The organism is Rhizobium sp. ZK1 (assembly GCF_047782645.1).
In the GTDB taxonomy this organism is placed as follows: Bacteria; Pseudomonadota; Alphaproteobacteria; order Rhizobiales; family Rhizobiaceae; genus Rhizobium.
Genome location: NZ_CP180586.1, coordinates 4,210,412 through 4,229,433, shown reverse-complemented (window position 1 = coordinate 4,229,433; position 19,022 = coordinate 4,210,412). Strand labels below are relative to the sequence as shown.

The following is a 19,022-nucleotide window of genomic DNA, read 5'->3' as shown; positions in this document are numbered from 1 at the left end:
AAGATCAACCCCGCGCGAGAATTCGCGTGATTTCATCCACGAGTTGCTTGCCGGCATCGGCAGGCTTGAGCTGGCCAAAGGCGACCTGTTCAGAGATGGTGCGCAGCACGACCTGGCCTTCGCCGGCGCCGGTCGGCGGCGGGGGCGGAAGCGGGCCGGCGAGATCGCCAAGGCCGCTGACATATTCGAGCGGGACCTTACCGGTTTCGTCGAGCGTGCCGGCAACGACCTCACGCATCGCCTTGGATTCCGGAATGCCGCGTTCGACGTCGAGGATCTTGGCAGCATCGGGATTCTTGACGAAGAAGTTGACGTAATCGACAGCCTGATCGATCACCTTTGACTGGGCGGAGACCGAGAAGAACATCGAAGGCTTGCGGTAGTGGCCACCCTTCGAGTCCGGCTTGATCCTCATGTAGTTGCTGAGCATCAGTTTGTCCTTGACTATCGCCTGATAGCCAACGAACTGGTTGGAGTGGGCGTAATCGCAGGCAGCCTTTCCGACGGTGAGCGGGCTGGTATCGATCGTATCCTTGTAGAGCGCCTGAATGTCGGGCGTTACGCAGGCGCCGGCTTCACGGAATTTGGCCCACATGTCGAACCATTCCGAAGCGTCCTCGGCAGTGAAAGCAATCTTCGAATCCGCCGTGTACAGCGCCTTGCCGCGCTGGCGCAGATAGTTTTCGAAGAGCGGCTCGCCGCCGCTGCCATCGGCAAAGCCGAAATAGCCCTTGCGCTTGCCGGCTTTGGTGATTTCGGCGCCGATCTTGCCGAATTCTTCCCAGGTCGTCTTGTTCGTCGGCACGTCGATGCCGGCTTCCTTGAAGGCGACTGTGTTGATGACGGTCGCCGCCGAGTTTGCGCCGAGGCTGACACCATAGAAATGACCATCGACCTTACCACCTTCGATCTGCGCCGGGTCGAAATCATCGAGCTGCAGCTTCGAGGGCATATAGGATTCCAGCGGAGCGAGAGCGCCACGCCGGGCATATTCGACGATGTAGCGATAATCCATCTGAATGACGTCGGGGGCGTTGCGTCCGGCCACCTGTGTGGCAAGGCGCGGCCAGTAATCGGCCCATCCGAGGAATTCACCGGTGATCGAAACGCCGCTGTGCTGCGCCTTGAAAAGGTCGGAGACCTTGTTGGTGCGGTCAGCGCGCGGCTGGGAGCCCCACCAGATGAGGCGCAGGCGGTTTTCCTGGGCAAAAGCGCTGTTTCCAAGCGCCGAAAGCGAAAGGAGCGTTGCTCCGCCCGCCATGAAATTACGTCTGCTTACACGAAAAGACATATTGGTTTCCTCCTCCCAACAGGAAGCGCCTCCACACGCTTCCGAATTAGCCACCTTGCAACAAATAACTAATTGGTTACAAGTTATGTTCAAAGCATCCGGGCTGTCAAGCGGTGTTGCTGGCCCGGTTTCTCTGACCAAATCGGCTTTTTACATTCTTCCGCTTAAGCCTTATGAGCGCAACATGGGAAGTAGAGGAAATCGCATGAACGACACTGGGGAGAGCGCAAAAAAGAAGACCAAGCGTCCGTCCGCTGAGCGAATCGCCCAACGCGATCCGGAGCGCACCCGCGCAGCCATTCTTGAGGCCGCCACACGGGAATTTGCCGAAAACGGCATGGGCGGCGCGCGAGTCGATTCCATCGCAGAGCGCGCCGGTACCAACAAACGCATGCTCTACCACTATTTCGGCGACAAGGAGCAGCTCTACCTGCGCGTGCTGGAGGAGGCCTATGTCAGCATCCGCACCGCAGAGCGCGCGCTGAATATCGGTACTCGCAGCCCCGAGGAAGGCATTGGGGAACTTGCCCTCTTCACTTGGCGCTACTTCCTGCAGCATCCGGAGTTCCTCAGCCTGCTCGGTACGGAAAACCTGCATCGCGCCCGCTGGCTGCGCCAGTCTGTGCGGCTCAAGGAATTGCATTCGCATCTGATCGGCGAGCTTTCGCAGGTACTGGAAGAAGGTAAGAAAGCGGGTGTCTTCATAGAGACCGCCGACCCGCTGCAGGTCTATCTGACAATCGCCTCGCTCGGCTATTTCTACCTGTCCAACCAGTACACGCTCTCGACGATCTTCGGCCGCGATCTCATCACGCCTGCCAATCTCGAAGCATGGGAACGACATATCGTTCACGTCACGCTCGCTTCGATAAAGCGCTGATTTTCAAAAAACCGAATTGGCTATTGACAGCAATATTCCTCTTCTGTCATCAAGTAACTGTTTAGTTACCGGCTCGGGAGGACCGGGCCTGACTGCCCGCTCCCGACGCATAAAAACTTCCAGGGAGGAAAAAGTGGCACGTTTGGGGATCATTTTGCACGGCGTTACCGGCCGTATGGGCTACAACCAGCACCTCGTTCGCTCGATCCTCGCCTTTCGCGATCAAGGTGGCATTACCCTGAAATCAGGCGAGAAACTGGAAATCGATCCGATCATCGTCGGCCGCAACGGCGGAAAGATGGAGGAGCTTGCCCGCAAGCATAACATCAAGCGCTGGTCGACCGATCTCGACGCGGCACTCGCCAATCCCGATGACGCCATTTTCTTCGATGCCGGAACGACGCTGATGCGCGCAGAGCTGCTCTCCAAGGCGCTCGATGCCGGCAAGCACGTCTATTGCGAAAAGCCTATCTCCGACGATCTGCAGGTTGCGATCGACCTAGCCCGTAAGGCGCGCGCCTCCGGCCTCAAGCACGGCGTGGTACAGGACAAGCTCTTCCTGCCCGGCCTGCGCAAGCTGGCGCTGCTGCGTGATTCCGGCTTCTTCGGCAAGATCCTCTCGGTGCGCGGAGAATTCGGCTACTGGGTCTTCGAAGGCGACTGGGGCGTTCCGGCCCAGCGTCCGTCCTGGAACTACCGCAAGGCCGATGGCGGTGGCATCATCCTCGATATGCTGTGCCACTGGCGCTATGTGCTCGATAATCTCTTCGGTGAGGTGAAGGCCGTTTCCTGCCTGGGTGCAACCCATATTCCCACCCGTATCGATGAACAGGGCAAGCCCTACAACTGCGACACCGATGATGCGGCCTATGCGACCTTCGAGCTGGAAGGCGGCGCAATCGCGCAGGTCAATTCATCTTGGGCCGTACGCGTTCGCCGCGACGACCTCGTGACCTTCCAGGTGGACGGCACGCATGGCTCGGCGGTTGCCGGCCTGACGAAGTGTTGGAGCCAGCATCGCGTCAATACGCCGAAGCCGGTCTGGAACCCCGACCAACCGCAGACGATCGATTTCTACAGGACCTGGGACGAAGTGCCGGAAACACAGGTCTTCGACAATGGCTTCAAGGCACAGTGGGAAATGTTCATTCGCCACGTCGTCGAAGATGCTCCGTGGCCCTATGGCCTGGAAGCCGGCGCCAAGGGCGTACAGCTTGCAGAACTCGGCCTGAAATCCTGGGCCGAGCGCCGCTGGCTCGACGTTCCCACGCTGGAGTTCTGAGCCGTGACGACGATCAATCTTCCCCTGGACGGCAAGATCGTCCCCTATACGCCGACCGGCACGCCGATCGAACTCAAGAAGCGGGACGCTAAGAGCTTCCCGCGCATCGCCTTTGCCGCCGCCCATGTCGTCGCCGATCCGCTGGCCGACAACGATCCCTGGCTGACCCCGGCGATCGACTGGGAACGCACGCTCGCTTTCCGCCATCGCCTCTGGGACCTCGGTCTCGGCGTTGCCGAAGCGATGGATACGGCGCAGCGCGGCATGGGGCTTGGCTGGCCGGAGGCCCGCGAGCTTATCCGCCACGCACTTGGTGAAGCCGCCTCCCGCAAGGACGCGCTGATTGCCTGCGGCGCCGGTACCGACCATCTGACGCCCGGCCCCGGCGTGACGATCGACACGATCATCCGGGCTTACGAGGAACAGATCGAGACGGTGGAAGCCGCTGGTGGTCGCATCATCCTCATGGCAAGCCGTGCCCTGGCTGCAGCAGCCAAGGGGCCGGACGATTATATCAAGGTCTATGACCGCATCCTTCGCCAGGTAAAGGAACCCGTCGTCATCCACTGGCTCGGCGAAATGTTCGACCCGGCACTGGCCGGCTATTGGGGCAATGGCGACCACCTGAAGGCGATGGAAACCTGCCTGCAGGTGATTGAGGCCAATGCCGCCAAAGTCGACGGCATCAAAATCTCGCTTCTTTCCAAGGAGAAGGAAGTGACGATGCGCCGGCAACTGCCGAAGGGCGTGCGCATGTATACCGGCGACGACTTCAACTACGCCGAACTGATCGCCGGCGACGAGCAGGGACATTCGGACGCGCTGCTCGGCATTTTCGACGCCATCGCACCGGCGGCTTCCGCTGCGCTCGAGGCACTCGGCCGCAAGAGCAACCACGAGTTCTTCGACCTGCTCGAGCCGACCGTTCCGCTGTCGCGCCACATCTTCAAGACCCCCACCCGCTTCTACAAGACCGGCGTCGTCTTCCTCGCCTATCTCAACGGCCTGCAGGATCATTTCACGATGATCGGCGGCCAGCAGAGCACGCGTTCTATGACGCATCTGGCGGAGCTTTTCCGCCTGGCCGACAAGGCCCGCGTTCTCGCCGATCCGGAAATGGCAACCGCGCGCATGAAACACGTGCTTGCTGTCAACGGCGTTCACTGATCGCCGGCACGGCAATGGGAGGAGAATGACATGCAGGTCGAAGGACTTTCGATCAACCTTGCGACGATCCGTGAGCAATGCGGTTTTGCCGAAGCCGTCGATATTTGCCTGAAACATGGCATCACCTCGATCGCGCCATGGCGCGATCAGGTCGCCAAGGCCGGTCTCGACGAGGCAGTGAGGATCGTCAAGTCGAACGGCATCAGGCTGACCGGGTTTTGCCGTGGCGGTTTCTTTCCGGCCGCGAACGAGGCCGACTGGCAGAAGAACCTCGACGACAACAGGCGCGCCATCGATGAGGCGGCAGCGTTTTCAGCTGATTGCCTGGTGCTCGTCGTCGGCGGCCTGCCAGGCAGTTCGAAGGATATCGCCGCTGCCCGACAGATGGTGTTTGACGGCATCGCTGCCGTGCTGCCGCATGCACAGGCTGCGGGCGTGAAACTCGCAATCGAGCCGCTGCATCCGATGTATGCCGCCGATCGCGCCTGCGTGAACACGCTTGGCCAGGCCCTCGACATGTGCGAGCAACTCGGCGAGGATGTCGGCGTTGCCGTCGATGTCTACCACGTCTGGTGGGATCCCGATCTTGCCAACCAGATGGCCCGCGCCGGACGCATGAACCGCATCTTTGCCCACCATATCTGCGACTGGCTGGCACCGACCAAGGACATGCTGCTCGACCGCGGCATGATGGGCGATGGCGTGATCGATCTCAAAGGCATAAGACGGATGGTGGAGGCCGCCGGCTTCTTCGGCGCGCAGGAGGTCGAAATCTTCTCTGCCGAGAACTGGTGGAAGCGTCCCGCCGACGAGGTGATCGCCACCTGCGTCGAGCGCTTCAGGAACTGCTGCCAGATCTAGTTTTAAATCCAATCCGTTTCATCACGTATGAAGGAGGAATCATTCGATGGAGAAGCGCCGTTTTGCCCTGATCGGCACCGGTAACCGTGGCACCACAATGTGGGGCAAGGACCTCTTGGCTGGCTGGCGCGAGCATGTCGACCTGACTGCGATCGTCGAGAAGAATTCGCTGCGCGGCGAGCGTGCCCGCACCATGATCGGCAGCAATGCGCCGCTTTATGAAAACATCGATGCGATGCTGACGGAGCAGAAGCCGGATCTGGTGATCGTCTGCACGCCCGACCACACGCATGACGATATCATCGTGCGTGCCTTGGAATCCGGTATCGACGTGATCACCGAGAAGCCGATGACCACTACGGTCGAAAAGATTCGCCGAATCCTGGATGCCGAAAAGCGTACCGGCCGCCGGGTCGACGTTTCCTTCAACTATCGCTATGCGCCAACGGCAGCCAAGATCAAGGAACTCCTGAATTCCGGCGAGATTGGCCGCGTCACCTCGGTCGATTTCCATTGGTACCTCAACACCAAGCATGGCGCCGATTATTTCCGCCGCTGGCATGCCTATACGGAAAATTCCGGCAGTCTCTTCGTTCACAAGGCGACGCATCATTTCGACCTTTTGAACTGGTACCTCGATAGCGATCCTGACGCCGTGACCTCCTTTGCCGACTTGCAGAATTACGGCCGCAAGGGACCCTTCCGCGGCCCGCGCTGCAAGCTCTGTTCGCACACGCAGGACTGCGACTACTATCTCGATCTCGAAGGGGATCCCTTCCTCGACACGCTCTATGAAGATCCCTCGAAGATCGATGGCTATTTCCGCGATGGCTGCGTTTTCCGCGAAGACATCGACATTCCCGATACGATGGCCGTTTCCATCCGCTATCGCAACAATGTCCATGTTTCCTATTCTCTGAACACGTTCCAGCCGATCGAAGGTCATCATCTGGCTTTCAACGGCACCAAAGGTCGCATCGAGATCCGCCAGTATGAGGCGCAGCCCTGGGAAGAGCCGAGGGAAGACACGATCCTGCTGATTCGCAACTTCCCGCATGGCAAGGAAGCGGTCGAACGCATCAAGGTGCCGCATTCCTCGGGCGGCCACTATGGCGGCGACGACCGGATGCGCAACATGATCTTCAAGCCCGACATGCAGGACAAACTCGCGCAGCGGGCCGGTACGCGCGCCGGCGCCATGTCCGTGCTTTGCGGCATCGCAGCGCTGACGAGCTCGCGCAGCGGCAAGGTCGTCAACATTTCCGACCTTATGCCGGAGCTTGCCAATGACGGTTCGCCGAACTCCCTGAAGGCGTCGTAAGAGGCCTCAGGCAGTATTTTCCAGGCTTTCGAGGGTGAGCCCGTGAAGCAGTGGCTCGCCCTTGACGAAGCGTTCAGCCTCATCCGCTGCCATTTCACCGAGACGGGCGCGCTCCAGGCCGACCGCACCGGCAATATGCGGCGTCAGGAAGACGTTGGGCAGATCATAGAAAGCCGAATTCGGTCCCGGTATTTCGGGATCGGTCACGTCGATGACGGCGTCGATACGACCGGTTTTCAGCACAGCCAGCAAGGCAACCTCATCGATCAACGCACCGCGCGCGGTATTGATCAGCGTGGCGCCGTCCTTCATCAGCGCCAGCTTCGTGGCATTGATCATATGATGGGTGGAGGGCAGCGAAGGCGCATGGACGGAAACGATATCCGACCGGCGCATGAGATCGTCGAGCTCGACCTTCTGAACGTCCATCCCGCGCGCCTGATCGGCGTCGATGGTCGGATCTGATAGCAGCACCTGATAATCGAAAGGCTTCAACAGATCGATGACGCGGCGACCGATACGTGAAGCACCGATGATGCCGACCGTGCGGCAGTAATTGCCGATGGCCTCGCGCTGCATGGGATAGGTCCGGTCGCGATGCCGGTCGGCAACATAGAGGTCGCGAAAGCGGAAGACATGTTTGCCGGCGAAAATGATCGCGGCCAGCGTGAATTCGGCGACCGGCACCGCATTGGCCTCGGCCGCATGGCTGACCGCGATGCCGGCTTCAAAAATGCAGGGGTCGACGATGCCTTTTACCGTTCCTGCCGCATGAACGACGAGCTTCAGCTTTGGAGCAAGTGCCAGAACCTCGCGACCGACATAGGGCGCACCCCAACCGGTGATCAGGATTTCCGCCTCGGACAGCAGGCGTTTTGCCCGTTCATCATCGAAGCGCTGGAGCGGTTCGGCATCGAGCAGACGTCCCATGCGATCCAGCCGGCGAAGGGTCTTTTCCGGCAGGATATGTTCCGTGCGGGAGGGCTGCATGGCAAGGACGATGGCTGGCTTGTTCATGCCATATGTCCCGGCGCTTCGATGGCGCTGACGGTGACACCCTTGTCTTTGACCAGCTTTTCCAGAACGGCGATATCGGGCGCTTTCGGCGGCGCGGTCCATGCGCCGGAAACAGCCGCCGGATCGTTCAGCGCGACCACAGCCGTCATCAGGACTGTTTCCCCAGCAGGGATTTCACCACGCAGCTGCGGCACGAGCGTCTTGGAAACGATCATGTTGGTATTCGGCAGCGCCTTCTGGGCAAGGCCGCTTCGCTTGATCGATGAACCAAGGTCAACGATGCCGGAAAAATCCGCCTCGCCGATCGCGTAGGCCGAGCCCTGCGCGGCAGAAAGCGTATCGGCATCGAGATCGCGCCTGGCAATCGCGAAGCCGCCTTCGGCCGTCTGCAGCGGGCGCGGCGTCCTGATGCGGTGAACGCGGATATGCCACGGAGCCGACGGCACGAGCCAGGTTTCGACCGTAACGTCCTTGAAGGCCGACCAGCGGGAATAGAGAACATCGCCGGCGATCCTTGCCTCTTCATTCGTTTCGCGGACCCGGTAGTGCAGGCCGTCGTCGCTGGTGGCGAGTGCGGAGTCGAACGCAGCAAGTGCGAAGGCGCGCTCGTCGGCCTCGACGCTGAAGCCGTAGCGGGCCGAATAGGCAAATTTTGCGTATTTCTCCGTGCCGAAACGCATCTGCAAGTTTTCCTGGCCGGAAGAGAGCGCCACGACATCATTGCCGGCACGCATCATCACCATGCCCGGATGACGCTGCGGAACCACTTCCGGCGCCTGATCGGGCACCTTTTCTTCCGCGGTCCAGAAGGGGTGATCCTCCGGAATAGCGAGCGGCAAGAAGGCCTTGAAGGCCCAATAGGGCGAGCCGGCGGAGTTGTAACTTTCCGACATCAACAAGTTCGGATAACCGAAGCCGATGGTCAGCACGCCATCGTGGCCGGTGATCGGCTTGTCCCGCCACCAGCGCAGATGTTCGAGGCAGAGATGCTTGACCTCGCCCCACGGCAGAGCCTCGAGATCGGCAAAGGCAAGCGCCGACCAGAAGCCGGCGCAGGCGAAACGATAGGTCAGGCTGCGGCCGAAGGGAATGGTCGCACCGTCAGGTGCAAACCAGTGGCGGAAATCTTTCGCGAAGAGTACGGCGCGTTCGCGGTAGCGCTTGGCATAGTCGTCATCGACCAGCTTGGAATAGATCAGGCCGTAGAAATGCATGGCGAAGGGAATGTAATGGTCGATGCGGCGGATATTGCCGTCGCGATACCACCCATCGCCGATATAGAAACCTTCCAGTTCTTCAAGATATTGCTTCGTCAGGCTGCGGTCGAAATCGGCGCCGAGGCGATCGAGGGCGATATCGACGAAGATGCGGAAGAATTTCCAGTTGTTGTCGGCATAGTCGAACTGCCGGACATGCTTGAAATAGGCGATGATATTGTCGCGGGCGCGCTTGTCGAGCGGCTCCCAGATCTTCTCGGGAACCAGCGCCAGAGCAAAACCAAGGGCGGCCAATTCCACCATGCGCTGGTCACGGGCATTGACCGTGCCCCAATATTCGGGATGGGCGGGATCGCAGCCATTCGCCAAGCCTTCGGCAAAGCGCTGCCAATGGGCGAAATCATTCTTGCCGGCACCAAGCGGAGCAAGCCCCCAGAGCGGACGGGCGAAGCCTTCGAGGTCGGCAGCGGCTCGGTCGAAATGAGCGCCGGTGCCATCGAGGCGGACGCGAGCATTGCCATTGGAGAAGAAGGGCAGCAGTGGATCGAAGAGATCGTTGACGGCACGGATCATGTCGGTACGTGTCTTCAGCGGGTTGCCTGCAAGCGGGTTGGCGCTGGCGGGATCATAGGTCATCGGCATCACTCACAGCTTGTCGGTATCGGGAACGGTGCCTCCGGCAACGGGAACGACCGCCTGGCAGATATGGCGGGCCGGCGCGGTCCTGTCGCGGTAGCGGGAAATCATCAGGGACACGGCCTCGCGGCCGAGGGCGGCGCGATCGACGCGCATGGTCGAGAGCTGCGGATTGGTCATCACAGCGCAGGGAAGATCATCGAAACCGACGATCGCGAAATCCTCGGGAACACGAAGCCCTGCTTCGGTGACAGCTTCAAGAACGCCGACAGCGATGAAATCATTCATGCAGAAAGCGGCCGTATAACCTGGATCTTCCGCAAGTATCGCGACCGTGCGTTCATGCGCCTCGCGGCTGGCGCTACCCTGGAAGGTTAGCGGCACGAGCCGGCCTTCGGCACCAGGAACCGCAGCAATCGCCGCTTCAAAGCCGCGCACACGTTCGCGGATCGTGTGACGATGCGAGCCGGTCAGATGCAGAATGCGACGATGGCCGGCTTTCGTGAGCCGGCTTGTCGCCTCGAAAGCACCGAAGAAATTGGAGGGCGACACGCCATCGAGGCGCAGACGCGGATCGGTGCCGTTGACGAGAACAGTTGGTACCCCAGTCGCTTCGAGCCAAGCCCGCAGCGTATCACTAGGATCGATGCCGACGAGGAAAAGCCCTTCTGCTTCTGCCGTCTGCAGATATTCGCCGACCACGTCAGGAGTCGTGCGGTCCTCCCGCACGAGACGCACCTCGAAGGACATGCCGGCATCGGCAGCACCCGCACGAAGGCCCTCGACGATCGACTCGTAGAAGACACTGAGGCCGCCGGTCGCCCCATCGCTTGCAATCAGAGCAAGTCCGCCGGGAGTACTTTCCGAAGCGGCTTTCACGGGATAGCCATGCTCGGCAGCGACCTTCAATATGTGCCGCCGCACACTTTCGCTGATACCGGGCTCATTGGCGAGCACCCGCGATACCGTGGAAACGGAAACCCCGGCCAGGCTGGCAATATCGGCCTGGCGCGGCCGTCTGGTTTTGCTCTCGGTCATTTTGATCTCATTCATAGCGGCAGAGATTATGCAAATTACGCAAATTTGCAAGATAATCATAATTTCTTGCAAAGAGAAATTTTTTGCGTACTCTACCGGCCGGAGCGCTCGGAAAGACCATTGGAGGATGGCACCGGGCATTGGACATTAGGAGGAAATCATGCAGGTCAATCGCCGTTCATTCTTGATGGGAACCGCAGGTGCCGCGGCCGGCCTCGCCTTCGGCGCCGGCAGCTCGATCCCCGCATTCGCCGAGGACGCTTCGCTGCGCACCATGTGGTGGGGCTCCAACGACCGTGCCAAGCGCACGCTCGACGTCGCCAAGCTCTATCAGTCGAAGACGCCTGGCGTCACCATCGTCGGTGAATCGCTTTCGGGCGACGGTTACTGGACGAAGCTTGCAACGCAGATGGCCGGCCGCGCGATTGCCGACGTTTTCCAGCTCGAGCCGGGTACGATCTCCGACTATTCCAAGCGCGGCGCCTGCCTGCCGCTCGATGAATTCGTTCCCTCGGCACTGAAGGTCGACAGCTTCGGCGCCGACATGCTGAAACTGACCACCGTGGATGGCAAGCTTTATGGCGTCGGCCTTGGCCTGAACTCCTTCTCGATGTTCTTCGACACTGTCGAATTCGAAAAGGCAGGCATTCCTCTGCCGACTCCCGATCTTACCTGGGATGAGTATGCCAAGCTCGCCGTTGAACTCGCCAAGTCCTCGGGCAAGGGCGGCGGCCCCTATGCGGCACGCTACAACTACGTGTTCGATGCCTGGCTGCGCCAGCGCGGCAAAAGCGTTTTCGCCAAGGAAGGTGTCGGCCTCGGCTTCACGGTCGACGATGCCAAGGAATGGTTCGATTATTGGGAAAAGCTGCGCAAGGCTGGCGGTACCGTCGCCGCCGATGTGCAGACGCTCGACCAGAACACCATCGACACCAACTGCCTCGGCCTCGGCAAATCGGTCATCGGCATGGCTTATTCCAACCAGATGATCGGCTACCAGCTGATCATCAAGAACAAGCTCGGCATCACCATGCTGCCGCGCGAGAAGAAGGGCGGTCCATCAGGCCATTACTACCGTCCGGCTCTGATCTGGAGCGTGGGCGCCACGACCAAGCAGGGCGAAGCTGCCGCGAAGTTCATCAGCTTCTTCGTCAACGATCTCGAAGCCGGCAAGATCCTCGGCGTGGAACGCGGGGTGCCGATGTCGCCGGCGGTTCGCGAAGCCATCCTGCCACAACTCAATCCGACCGAGCAGGAAACGGTCAAGTACGTGAATCTGCTCAAGGATCAGGTCGGTGAATATCCGCCGCCGGTGCCGATGGGCGCAACCCAATTCGACCAGCGTGTCCTTCGTCCAACTTGCGACGAGCTCGCCTTCGAGCGCATTTCGGTAGCCGACGCCGCGGCCAAGCTCGTCGAAGAGGGTAAGGCAACGATCAAGGGTTAACCCTAACCCATATGAAGGAGCAGAGGCCCGCCATCGGCGGGCTTGTCTTTTTCGGTAACCTAAGCCTAGTTGCTTGCGTCGTCGATAACCCTCCAATCGGGCCGCCCGAGCTCGAACGGCCAGGCATGTACATCACGGTCATTGAAATAGACGACGTCCTGAAACTCCGGAAAATCGCTCTGTTTCATCGTAGCCGTATCCATCCACGGCTTGCTCCCGCAGTGCGGCGGTGCGCACGGCATAATGGGAGCCGATGCAGAGCGGCGCCCAGCCATTGTTATATCCTATCTGCAACGAGCCATGCAGGCTCGCTTCCGCATAAAGCCCGCCGCGGGCAGCCCAGCTCTCGGACGCATTGGCATCGCAGATGCTGGGTGCCGAGACATAGCCGACTTCGGGATCGCGGAAAGGCCGCAAAACTTCACGAAGATAGGTCGGCGTAGGCACATGATCGGCATCGAACTGAGCGACGAAGTCATAGCGCTCATAGCCGAAGTGATCATAGAAATAGGCGAGATTGCCTTCCTTGCAGCGCGTGCGGCGCGGCCAGACGGGGCGGTGATACTCGCTCACGCTCTTGCGTGTGGAGATCATGACGCCATGCTGCCCGCACCACCTCTTCGTCTCTTCGGATGGATCTTCATCGGCGAGCCAGACATCGAACTCGACGTCTTTCTGATCGAGCATGGCAAGGAGCGACTTGCGCACGACGGTGAAAGGTTCCGATGGCGCTTTGGTGACGACCATCGCGACGCGGCCTTCGGCAGGCCTGCAGATGATCTGACCTGTCTTGCATCCAGGAAGATCAGGATGAAGTAGGCCGACAGCAGCGTGACCCATGCAAGAATGAGAGTGACGAGGAGGAATGTAGGCCACGATACGATGTGGATGGGCTGAGCCCACCAAAGCCAGAAATAGCCGAGCGCCGCCAGCCAGCAGAGGATGCCAAGCCCATAAGCAGCACGATTCCAGCCGGAAAAGACAGGCTCGAACATCTCGGCCTTGGCGGCAGAAGACCGATATACGCGGTCTGTTTCGGCTCTGATGCTCACGCGATCACCTCCAGTCCGAAAGTCGGGCCGGCCGTGCGGATGATCGTATCGATATCCGAAGGCGCCGGTGTGAAATCCAGCGCCAAGCGGGCCTTTTTCGTATCAGCAAAAAGAGCCGGCGGATCGCCTGCACGGCGCGGCTGATAGCGCACCGGCACCTTGTGGCCGGTCTTTCGTTTGACGGCATCGAGGATCTCGCCGATCGACGTACCGCGGCCGGAGCCCAGATTGATGCTCAGCGAGTTGCCGCCGGCCAGGAGATGGCGAACGGCGGCGAGATGCGCCTCCGAGAGATCGCTGACATGGATGTAATCCCTGACGCAGGTGCCGTCTTCGGTCTCATAATCCGTGCCGAAAATGTCGAGGTTGCCGATCCGGCCGCTGGCAGCGAGAAGAGCACGCGGGATCAGATGAGTTTCGGGATAGTGCCGTTCAGCAAGCTGGCCCTCCGGATCGGCGCCGGCGGCATTGAAGTAACGAAGGGCGACAAAGCGGATGCCGTAGGCTGCGGCATAATCCTCCAGCGCCATTTCGAAGATCAGCTTGGTTCTGCCATAGGGATTGACCGGATGTTGCGGCGTTTTCTCGCTGATTGGCAGCAGCTCCGGTATGCCGTAGGTCGCGCAACTTCTGGAAAAAACAATCCTGTCGATATTGCGATCGAGGCAGGCGTCCAGCAGCGTCAGGCTGCCGATGACGTTGTTGCGATAATAGATGCTCGGCTTTTCGACGGATTCACCGACATAGGCGTTGGCACCGCAATGGATGACACAATCCGGCGCGTACTCCGCTATGACCTGTCGCAGCCTTGCACCATCGGCGATATCCGCCTGGATCAGCGGCCCCCACCGGACACTATCAATGTGTCCGGTCGAGAGATTGTCATAGGTGACCGGAACCATACCGGCGCGCGCAAGTGCCTTGCAGATGTGGCTGCCGATGAAGCCGGCGCCACCCGTAACCAGGATGTAGCGGGGCATCTCATACGGCCTCCACCACTTGCCTGTGGGTGAGCAGCGCATCGAAATAGGCTATCGTACGCTTCAGCCCGGTCTTCAGCTCCGTCGTCGGCCACCAGTTCAGATCTTCCGTGGCTCGGGCAATATCCGGCCGGCGCTGCTGCGGATCGTCCGCGACGGCCGGCAGGTAAACGAGGCGTGAGCGTGAATTGGTCAGATCGAGAATGATCTCGGCAAGATCCCGCACGGTGATCTCCGCTGGGTTGCCGAGATTGATCGGACCGACGCAGTTTTCGCCAGCATCGGCGAAACGCAGGAAACCGTCGATGAGATCATCGACATAGCAGAAGGAACGGGTCTGCCGGCCATCACCGTAGATCGTTATGTCGGTGTTGGAGAGCGCCTGAACGATGAAGTTGGACACGACCCGTCCGTCATCGAGACGCATGCGCGGACCATAAGTATTGAAGATCCGGCCAACCTTGATATCGACGCCATACTTGCGGTGATAATCGAAAAACAGGGTCTCGGCGGACCGCTTGCCCTCGTCGTAGCAGCCGCGCGGACCGATCGGGTTGACGTTGCCGAAATAGGTTTCGCGTTGCGGATTCTGATGCGGATCCCCGTAGACTTCCGACGTCGAGGACTGGACGACCGTTGCACCGATGCGGCGGGCCGCATCCAGCGTATTGACGGCTCCAAGCACGTTCGTCAGCAAGGTGCCGACGGGATCGCGCTGATAATCCGGCGGCGAAGCTGGCGAAGCAAAGTTGAAGATGACGGACGCTTCCACATCATAGGGCTGCCGCACGTCATGTTCGAGAAGCCGGAAATGGGTGTTCTGCTGCAGATGCTCGATATTGACGCGGCGGCCAGTGTAGAAATTGTCGAGACAGATGACCTGATGACCACGCTCGAGAAGCCGTTCGCAAAGATGGGACCCCAGGAAACCAGCACCTCCATTGACCAGTACCGCCTTTGGCCGTGATGATGTCGATGCGGATGCAGGTTCATGATAAGCTTCGGTGGGAATGAAACTACGCACTACAAACTCCTTCCCATGCGGTGTGGCCTTTCTAGACCCTTCTATATTTTAGCTTTCTCTCTTCCGTCTCGATATCTTCAACATAAAGTAGTATCCATTGAATAAATATGCCGGTTATTCTTCAGAATATTGCAGCCATGTTCAAAATGATAGGAGAATATCAACCAAGGTCAATTTAAAAACATAGGTACAATTCCAAATAGCTACTATAGAAAACCCTGGAGTTCCTTTGATTAATCCTTTTTAAAGGACTATTCTACGAAGCTTTTCATTCGGCTGCCCTAACCTCAGCCACGGAGCTGATACAAAGGAGCCGCCAGCTACTGGTTTGTAAGGGCGCGTCACTATTGCCCAAGGGGGTGCCTAATGACAGCTCATGACCAAGTGCATGCCACATCGCCATGCAGACTTAATTCGTTGGCTTTGGCAGCAACGATTATTCTGGCGGCTATCGGGCCTATGTCCTGTGCGGTCGTCGATGCGACCACAGTCGGAAGTACGGAGAAGAATGTCGTAGTGGCGCGGGTTCCGCACGCGATGAAGGCCTTCGCCTATAGTGCCAAACCGAAGATTACCGCTCCGACAAGGGCCGAAGCCGGAGAATATCCCGGCTCTGCACCCTACATCTGCTCACCGAGCGGCTTCGGCCAGAAATCGCGTTGCTTCGCCCGCTCATCCCTGATGGATTGATGGCCTACAGCATCGGCCCGAAAATCGGAATCGATTTTCGGAAGCCTGATGCGTAGATTCAAAGAGTTAGAGTATTCTTTGTGAGTCCGAATGGACGCACGGCGCTCTAGTACTACAGTTGCGTTTGATGCCTTGCTTTGTAGTGAGAAAGCATTGCGGATGCTTGATGCCTGCGTCGCCAGAGTGACCATGCCAAGATGAGGCGAACTCTAATCGGGGGCTGTAGCAGGAGGCGTTTGATCAGATAGCGGATCTCTGCGACGCTGGGCACGAAGGCCATGGTGTTGGTCAGGCGGCGATTGGCGGGTTTGGACTCGTTTCGTTCGGTTTGCCAGCAGCGGTGCGGCGTAGATCGGCGCCGAGTTTGGCGAGGAATGCAGCGGCTGCCATGACGAGCGTCATGTGCCGCTTCCAAGCATGCCAGGATCGCGCTTCGCAATGATCCAGGCCGAGATCGTCCTTCGCACGCTGGAAGCATTCTTCCACGGTCCAACGCAGCCCGGCAGCGCCCGCCAATTCGCTCAATTCGGTACCGGCGGGCGCAAAGACAAAGTAATAGGCGCGCGCATCGGGTTCGCGTCGGCTGCGCCGGATCAGAAGCCAGCGCTCCCATTGTGGATCCGGGCGAGAGCTGAGAGGAATACGGGCCCAATCATAAAGCCGAAGACCCTTGGCACCTTCGCCTGCTGCATGGCTCTGCCAAACCTCCGGTTTCAACTCATCAGCCATCGTTTCGGGATCGGTCTGCTCGATCCCTTGCTCACGCACAAAGCGCAGGCAATGATTGGAGCGCACTGCCAGAACATAAGGCTGGCCACGGCTTTCCAGCATCCGGCGCAGCTTGGAATCCGAACCATAAAGCGCATCCGCCAATACCCAGGCACAAGGCACGCCGGCATCCAGCGCATCGGCAATGAGCTTGGCTGCAATGGCCGGTTTGGTCGCGAAGGCTTGGGACTGGGGGACATGAGCCGAAGCACGGCGGGCTTCATCCTCGGCCCACTCCTTCGGTAGATAAAGTTGCCGATCGATCAGGGTCTGACCGTAGCGGCTTGCATAGGCAAGGAAAACACCGATCTGACAGTTCTCGATCCGGCCGGCCGTGCCGGAATATTGTCGTGCGACACCGACTGAATGGGCGCCTTTCTTCAGGAAGCCGGTCTCATCGACCACAAGAACGCCGTCCGCGTCACCGAGAGACTCTATTGCATAAGCGCGAACCGTATCGCGCAATGCGTCAGCATCCCAATGGCTGCGCCCCAGCAGCGATTGCATCCGATAAGGGCGCTCCAGTCCTGCCTGTTCCGCCATCAGCCAGCCAGTCTTGCGCTCTACTCCCGACAACAACCCATCCAGAAAGGCACCGCACGATGCGCGCAATTCTCGGCGACCAAAGACCGAGCCCAACCGCACCTTCAAGGCATCGAGCTCACGATGCCACGCCAGAACCGACCCGGACCAACCCGCAACCGACATTGAACTTCCCTCCCGCCAAATGCGGGAAGTGAATCATGATTTCCGGTAAACCGCAACTGTAGTACTAGTGCGGCCACTTGCCAGAGATATCACCGCCGTCCGAAGTGTCGTTGAAGAAACGTGAGGCCGCTTCCGTGCGATTTCTCACATTCATCTTCTTATAGATATTACGAACGTGGACCTTCACCGTGTTTTCGGACAGGTGAAGCTTATCGGCGATGATCTTGTTCTGCGTACCCTTGCAGATCAGGTCGAGAATCTGCACCTCGCGCGTCGTCAGAGTCGCCATGCTGTTACGGCGAAGCTTCAGCGCATTGGCACGCGCTGCGTCGACGGACTTCGTCTGATACAACGAGGGTTCGAGCTGTGTCGTTGCCCGGTTGGACAGACGGCCAAGAAGCGCGGACGGAAAATGCTCGCCACCCTTCATCAGCAGATCGATTGCCGCCATGAAAACGTCCAGGCGCAGATTGAGCGGCAGGACGCCATCGATGACGCGCGCCTCGACAAGGCGGCTGATATAGGGCTCCATCATGTCGATGGCTTCAACGACAAGGCCGATGGATGCGTCCGGACGGTTTTCTCGAACGGTCTGCATCGCATCGTGCAACTCGGCGCCGGCGACATGATAGAACAGGACAAGCCGCATGTCGTGAATATCCTTCTCGGATATGGACTGCGCGCTTTGTATGCTTATGACATCGAAATTCGGGAATTTCTTCGCCAGTGCTTCAACCATGCATTCGGAGAACAAGTCCGCCTTGGCGATTACCAGAATTGTCTCTCCATTCGGACCCAGTCTTCTTGCCTGATCCGAATCTCCTACTTCCGACCCAACCATGAACATATACGCCTCCCCTAGCGCTACACTATACTCAAACTCGGAGCATCTACTCCCATTGGCGCGATGGCGGGTATTACATGCCGACGAACATTGCCCCTAGGCATGTAGCCGCCTTATCTTTTAGGCATTTCTTAATTATGGTAATATGGATTTCAAAGGAAAGAAATGGCCCAAATGGGTTAGTTGCCACGAAGTTATATTTATTTTTGCCACTTTATGGTTGCATTTCAGACAAGAAACATACTAGTGGGCGGTATTTCAACTAGATCACGGTATAAAGCACCATGTATTAGTTCGAGACATACGAAAGCAAAGCGGTAATGGGCAGACGATATTTCAAAATAAGACGGAGAACCTTTCGAGCTTAACTTTGGATTATCCCAATCAGTCGAACCCGCCCGATTCCGAGGTATGGGGCGCTGTCCCGAATACGCACATGGCTTTCACCGGGCCTGCGATCCGGCACTGGCTTAGCTGGAGTAATGAACCGGCTTCAGATGCCTTAGCCCGAATTGATATCTATCGGGACCCATTTTTTTCCATCAATCTCTGATGGTTGCCAAAGCGGCGACGTGAAAATCAAGTATCGGCATGTGTTTTTGATACTTGGTCTTCTTCCGAGGGGACTCAAAAAGAAGTTCGACTGCATTGCTCGCGCTCACATCGAGTCCGGGAATGGATCTGTGCGTCTTTGTACTGAATAGGCACGATCCCAATACAGAATTTGGCCAACAAATCGCGATGAAACTGCAGGTGACAAGGTATCGAGTACATCTGCCGATGTTAACGCTCGGAGCAA

The 19,022-nt window shown here is 58.7% G+C and carries 15 protein-coding genes and 2 pseudogenes; 7 read left to right on the top strand and 10 right to left on the bottom strand.

Annotated elements, in window-relative coordinates; all coding sequences use genetic code 11:
• Positions 1 to 4: 4 nt before the first annotated feature.
• Positions 5 to 1,291, bottom strand: coding sequence for an ABC transporter substrate-binding protein (locus ACK9YZ_RS21240; protein ID WP_216756466.1), 1,287 nt, complete (start codon positions 1,289 to 1,291; stop codon positions 5 to 7).
• 205 nt (positions 1,292 to 1,496) lie between these two features.
• Here ACK9YZ_RS21240 and ACK9YZ_RS21235 point away from each other — a divergent pair, with 205 nt between their 5' ends.
• The 5 genes from ACK9YZ_RS21235 to ACK9YZ_RS21215 all read left to right on the top strand — a co-directional run bounded on the left by ACK9YZ_RS21235 (position 1,497) and on the right by ACK9YZ_RS21215 (position 6,802).
• The gene (locus ACK9YZ_RS21235) at positions 1,497 to 2,171 is read left to right on the top strand and encodes a TetR/AcrR family transcriptional regulator (protein WP_216756465.1); all 675 of its coding nucleotides are present in this window, start codon (positions 1,497 to 1,499) and stop codon (positions 2,169 to 2,171) included.
• Between the two features lie 133 nt (positions 2,172 to 2,304).
• Positions 2,305 to 3,453 (top strand): Gfo/Idh/MocA family protein, encoded by a 1,149-nt coding sequence (locus tag ACK9YZ_RS21230; RefSeq protein ID WP_416065074.1) that lies wholly within the window; start codon positions 2,305 to 2,307, stop codon positions 3,451 to 3,453.
• Between the two features lie 3 nt (positions 3,454 to 3,456).
• Positions 3,457 to 4,620 carry a dihydrodipicolinate synthase family protein gene (locus ACK9YZ_RS21225; RefSeq protein ID WP_416065073.1) on the top strand — a complete coding sequence of 388 codons (1,164 nt, stop codon included), beginning with the start codon at positions 3,457 to 3,459 and terminating at the stop codon, positions 4,618 to 4,620.
• 30 nt (positions 4,621 to 4,650) lie between these two features.
• Complete coding sequence (locus tag ACK9YZ_RS21220) at positions 4,651 to 5,481, top strand: sugar phosphate isomerase/epimerase family protein (protein ID WP_416065072.1); 831 nt, start codon at positions 4,651 to 4,653, stop codon at positions 5,479 to 5,481.
• A 46-nt stretch (positions 5,482 to 5,527) separates the two neighbouring features.
• Positions 5,528 to 6,802 carry a Gfo/Idh/MocA family protein gene (locus ACK9YZ_RS21215; protein WP_416065071.1) on the top strand — a complete coding sequence of 425 codons (1,275 nt, stop codon included), beginning with the start codon at positions 5,528 to 5,530 and terminating at the stop codon, positions 6,800 to 6,802.
• A gap of 6 nt (positions 6,803 to 6,808) precedes the next feature.
• Here ACK9YZ_RS21215 and ACK9YZ_RS21210 read toward each other — a convergent pair whose 3' ends face one another.
• The 3 genes from ACK9YZ_RS21210 to ACK9YZ_RS21200 are packed head-to-tail and all read right to left on the bottom strand — an operon-like array spanning position 6,809 to position 10,710.
• A complete protein-coding gene (locus tag ACK9YZ_RS21210) occupies positions 6,809 to 7,819 on the bottom strand; it encodes a hydroxyacid dehydrogenase (protein ID WP_216756460.1) in 1,011 nt (336 codons plus the stop codon).
• Positions 7,816 to 9,672, bottom strand: coding sequence for a DUF2264 domain-containing protein (locus tag ACK9YZ_RS21205; RefSeq protein ID WP_416065070.1), 1,857 nt, complete (start codon positions 9,670 to 9,672; stop codon positions 7,816 to 7,818). The genes ACK9YZ_RS21210 and ACK9YZ_RS21205 overlap by 4 nt, the downstream gene beginning before the upstream one ends.
• A gap of 9 nt (positions 9,673 to 9,681) precedes the next feature.
• Positions 9,682 to 10,710: a LacI family DNA-binding transcriptional regulator gene (locus ACK9YZ_RS21200; RefSeq protein ID WP_416065069.1), complete on the bottom strand. Its 1,029-nt coding sequence runs from the start codon at positions 10,708 to 10,710 to the stop codon at positions 9,682 to 9,684.
• A 160-nt stretch (positions 10,711 to 10,870) separates the two neighbouring features.
• Here ACK9YZ_RS21200 and ACK9YZ_RS21195 point away from each other — a divergent pair, with 160 nt between their 5' ends.
• Entirely contained in the window at positions 10,871 to 12,157 is a 1,287-nt protein-coding gene (locus ACK9YZ_RS21195; RefSeq protein ID WP_416065068.1) for an ABC transporter substrate-binding protein, read from the top strand.
• Positions 12,158 to 12,222: 65 nt separating this feature from the next.
• On the opposite strand, the pseudogene ACK9YZ_RS21190 reads toward ACK9YZ_RS21195, so the two are convergent.
• The 4 genes and pseudogenes from ACK9YZ_RS21190 to ACK9YZ_RS21175 form a co-directional block, all read right to left on the bottom strand.
• A pseudogene (locus ACK9YZ_RS21190) lies at positions 12,223 to 12,369 on the bottom strand (glycosyl hydrolase family 5); the annotation flags it as partial.
• Positions 12,326 to 13,152 (bottom strand): annotated as a pseudogene (locus ACK9YZ_RS21185) (N-acetylglucosaminyltransferase); the annotation flags it as partial. The pseudogenes ACK9YZ_RS21185 and ACK9YZ_RS21190, both read right to left, overlap by 44 nt.
• Positions 13,153 to 13,205: 53 nt before the next feature.
• Positions 13,206 to 14,189 carry a UDP-glucose 4-epimerase GalE gene (gene galE, locus ACK9YZ_RS21180; protein ID WP_416065067.1) on the bottom strand — a complete coding sequence of 328 codons (984 nt, stop codon included), beginning with the start codon at positions 14,187 to 14,189 and terminating at the stop codon, positions 13,206 to 13,208.
• A gap of 1 nt (position 14,190) precedes the next feature.
• Complete coding sequence (locus tag ACK9YZ_RS21175; protein ID WP_416065066.1) at positions 14,191 to 15,213, bottom strand: UDP-glucuronic acid decarboxylase family protein; 1,023 nt, start codon at positions 15,211 to 15,213, stop codon at positions 14,191 to 14,193.
• Between the two features lie 417 nt (positions 15,214 to 15,630).
• Between ACK9YZ_RS21175 and ACK9YZ_RS21170 the strand changes: the two genes are divergently transcribed.
• A complete protein-coding gene (locus ACK9YZ_RS21170; protein ID WP_416065065.1) occupies positions 15,631 to 15,903 on the top strand; it encodes a hypothetical protein in 273 nt (90 codons plus the stop codon).
• Between the two features lie 288 nt (positions 15,904 to 16,191).
• On the opposite strand, the gene ACK9YZ_RS21165 is transcribed toward ACK9YZ_RS21170, so the two are convergent.
• Both ACK9YZ_RS21165 and ACK9YZ_RS21160 read right to left on the bottom strand, forming a co-directional pair.
• Positions 16,192 to 17,379 (bottom strand): IS701 family transposase, encoded by a 1,188-nt coding sequence (locus tag ACK9YZ_RS21165; RefSeq protein ID WP_216755744.1) that lies wholly within the window; start codon positions 17,377 to 17,379, stop codon positions 16,192 to 16,194.
• Between the two features lie 64 nt (positions 17,380 to 17,443).
• A complete protein-coding gene (locus ACK9YZ_RS21160; RefSeq protein WP_416065064.1) occupies positions 17,444 to 18,226 on the bottom strand; it encodes a helix-turn-helix transcriptional regulator in 783 nt (260 codons plus the stop codon).
• Between the last annotated feature and the right edge of the window lie 796 nt (positions 18,227 to 19,022).

Excerpts from the sequence above, each read along its gene's own strand:
- ACK9YZ_RS21240 (WP_216756466.1), bottom strand. The coding sequence starts at position 1,291 with ATGTCTTTTCGTGTAAGCAGACGTAATTTCATGGCGGGCGGAGCAACG.
- ACK9YZ_RS21235 (WP_216756465.1), top strand. The coding sequence starts at position 1,497 with ATGAACGACACTGGGGAGAGCGCAAAAAAGAAGACCAAGCGTCCGTCC.
- ACK9YZ_RS21220 (WP_416065072.1), top strand. The coding sequence starts at position 4,651 with ATGCAGGTCGAAGGACTTTCGATCAACCTTGCGACGATCCGTGAGCAA.
- ACK9YZ_RS21215 (WP_416065071.1), top strand. The coding sequence starts at position 5,528 with ATGGAGAAGCGCCGTTTTGCCCTGATCGGCACCGGTAACCGTGGCACC.
- ACK9YZ_RS21210 (WP_216756460.1), bottom strand. The coding sequence starts at position 7,819 with ATGAACAAGCCAGCCATCGTCCTTGCCATGCAGCCCTCCCGCACGGAA.
- ACK9YZ_RS21205 (WP_416065070.1), bottom strand. The coding sequence starts at position 9,672 with ATGACCTATGATCCCGCCAGCGCCAACCCGCTTGCAGGCAACCCGCTG.
- ACK9YZ_RS21200 (WP_416065069.1), bottom strand. The coding sequence starts at position 10,710 with ATGACCGAGAGCAAAACCAGACGGCCGCGCCAGGCCGATATTGCCAGC.
- ACK9YZ_RS21195 (WP_416065068.1), top strand. The coding sequence starts at position 10,871 with ATGCAGGTCAATCGCCGTTCATTCTTGATGGGAACCGCAGGTGCCGCG.
- galE (WP_416065067.1), bottom strand. The coding sequence starts at position 14,189 with ATGCCCCGCTACATCCTGGTTACGGGTGGCGCCGGCTTCATCGGCAGC.
- ACK9YZ_RS21165 (WP_216755744.1), bottom strand. The coding sequence starts at position 17,379 with ATGTCGGTTGCGGGTTGGTCCGGGTCGGTTCTGGCGTGGCATCGTGAG.
- ACK9YZ_RS21160 (WP_416065064.1), bottom strand. The coding sequence starts at position 18,226 with ATGTTCATGGTTGGGTCGGAAGTAGGAGATTCGGATCAGGCAAGAAGA.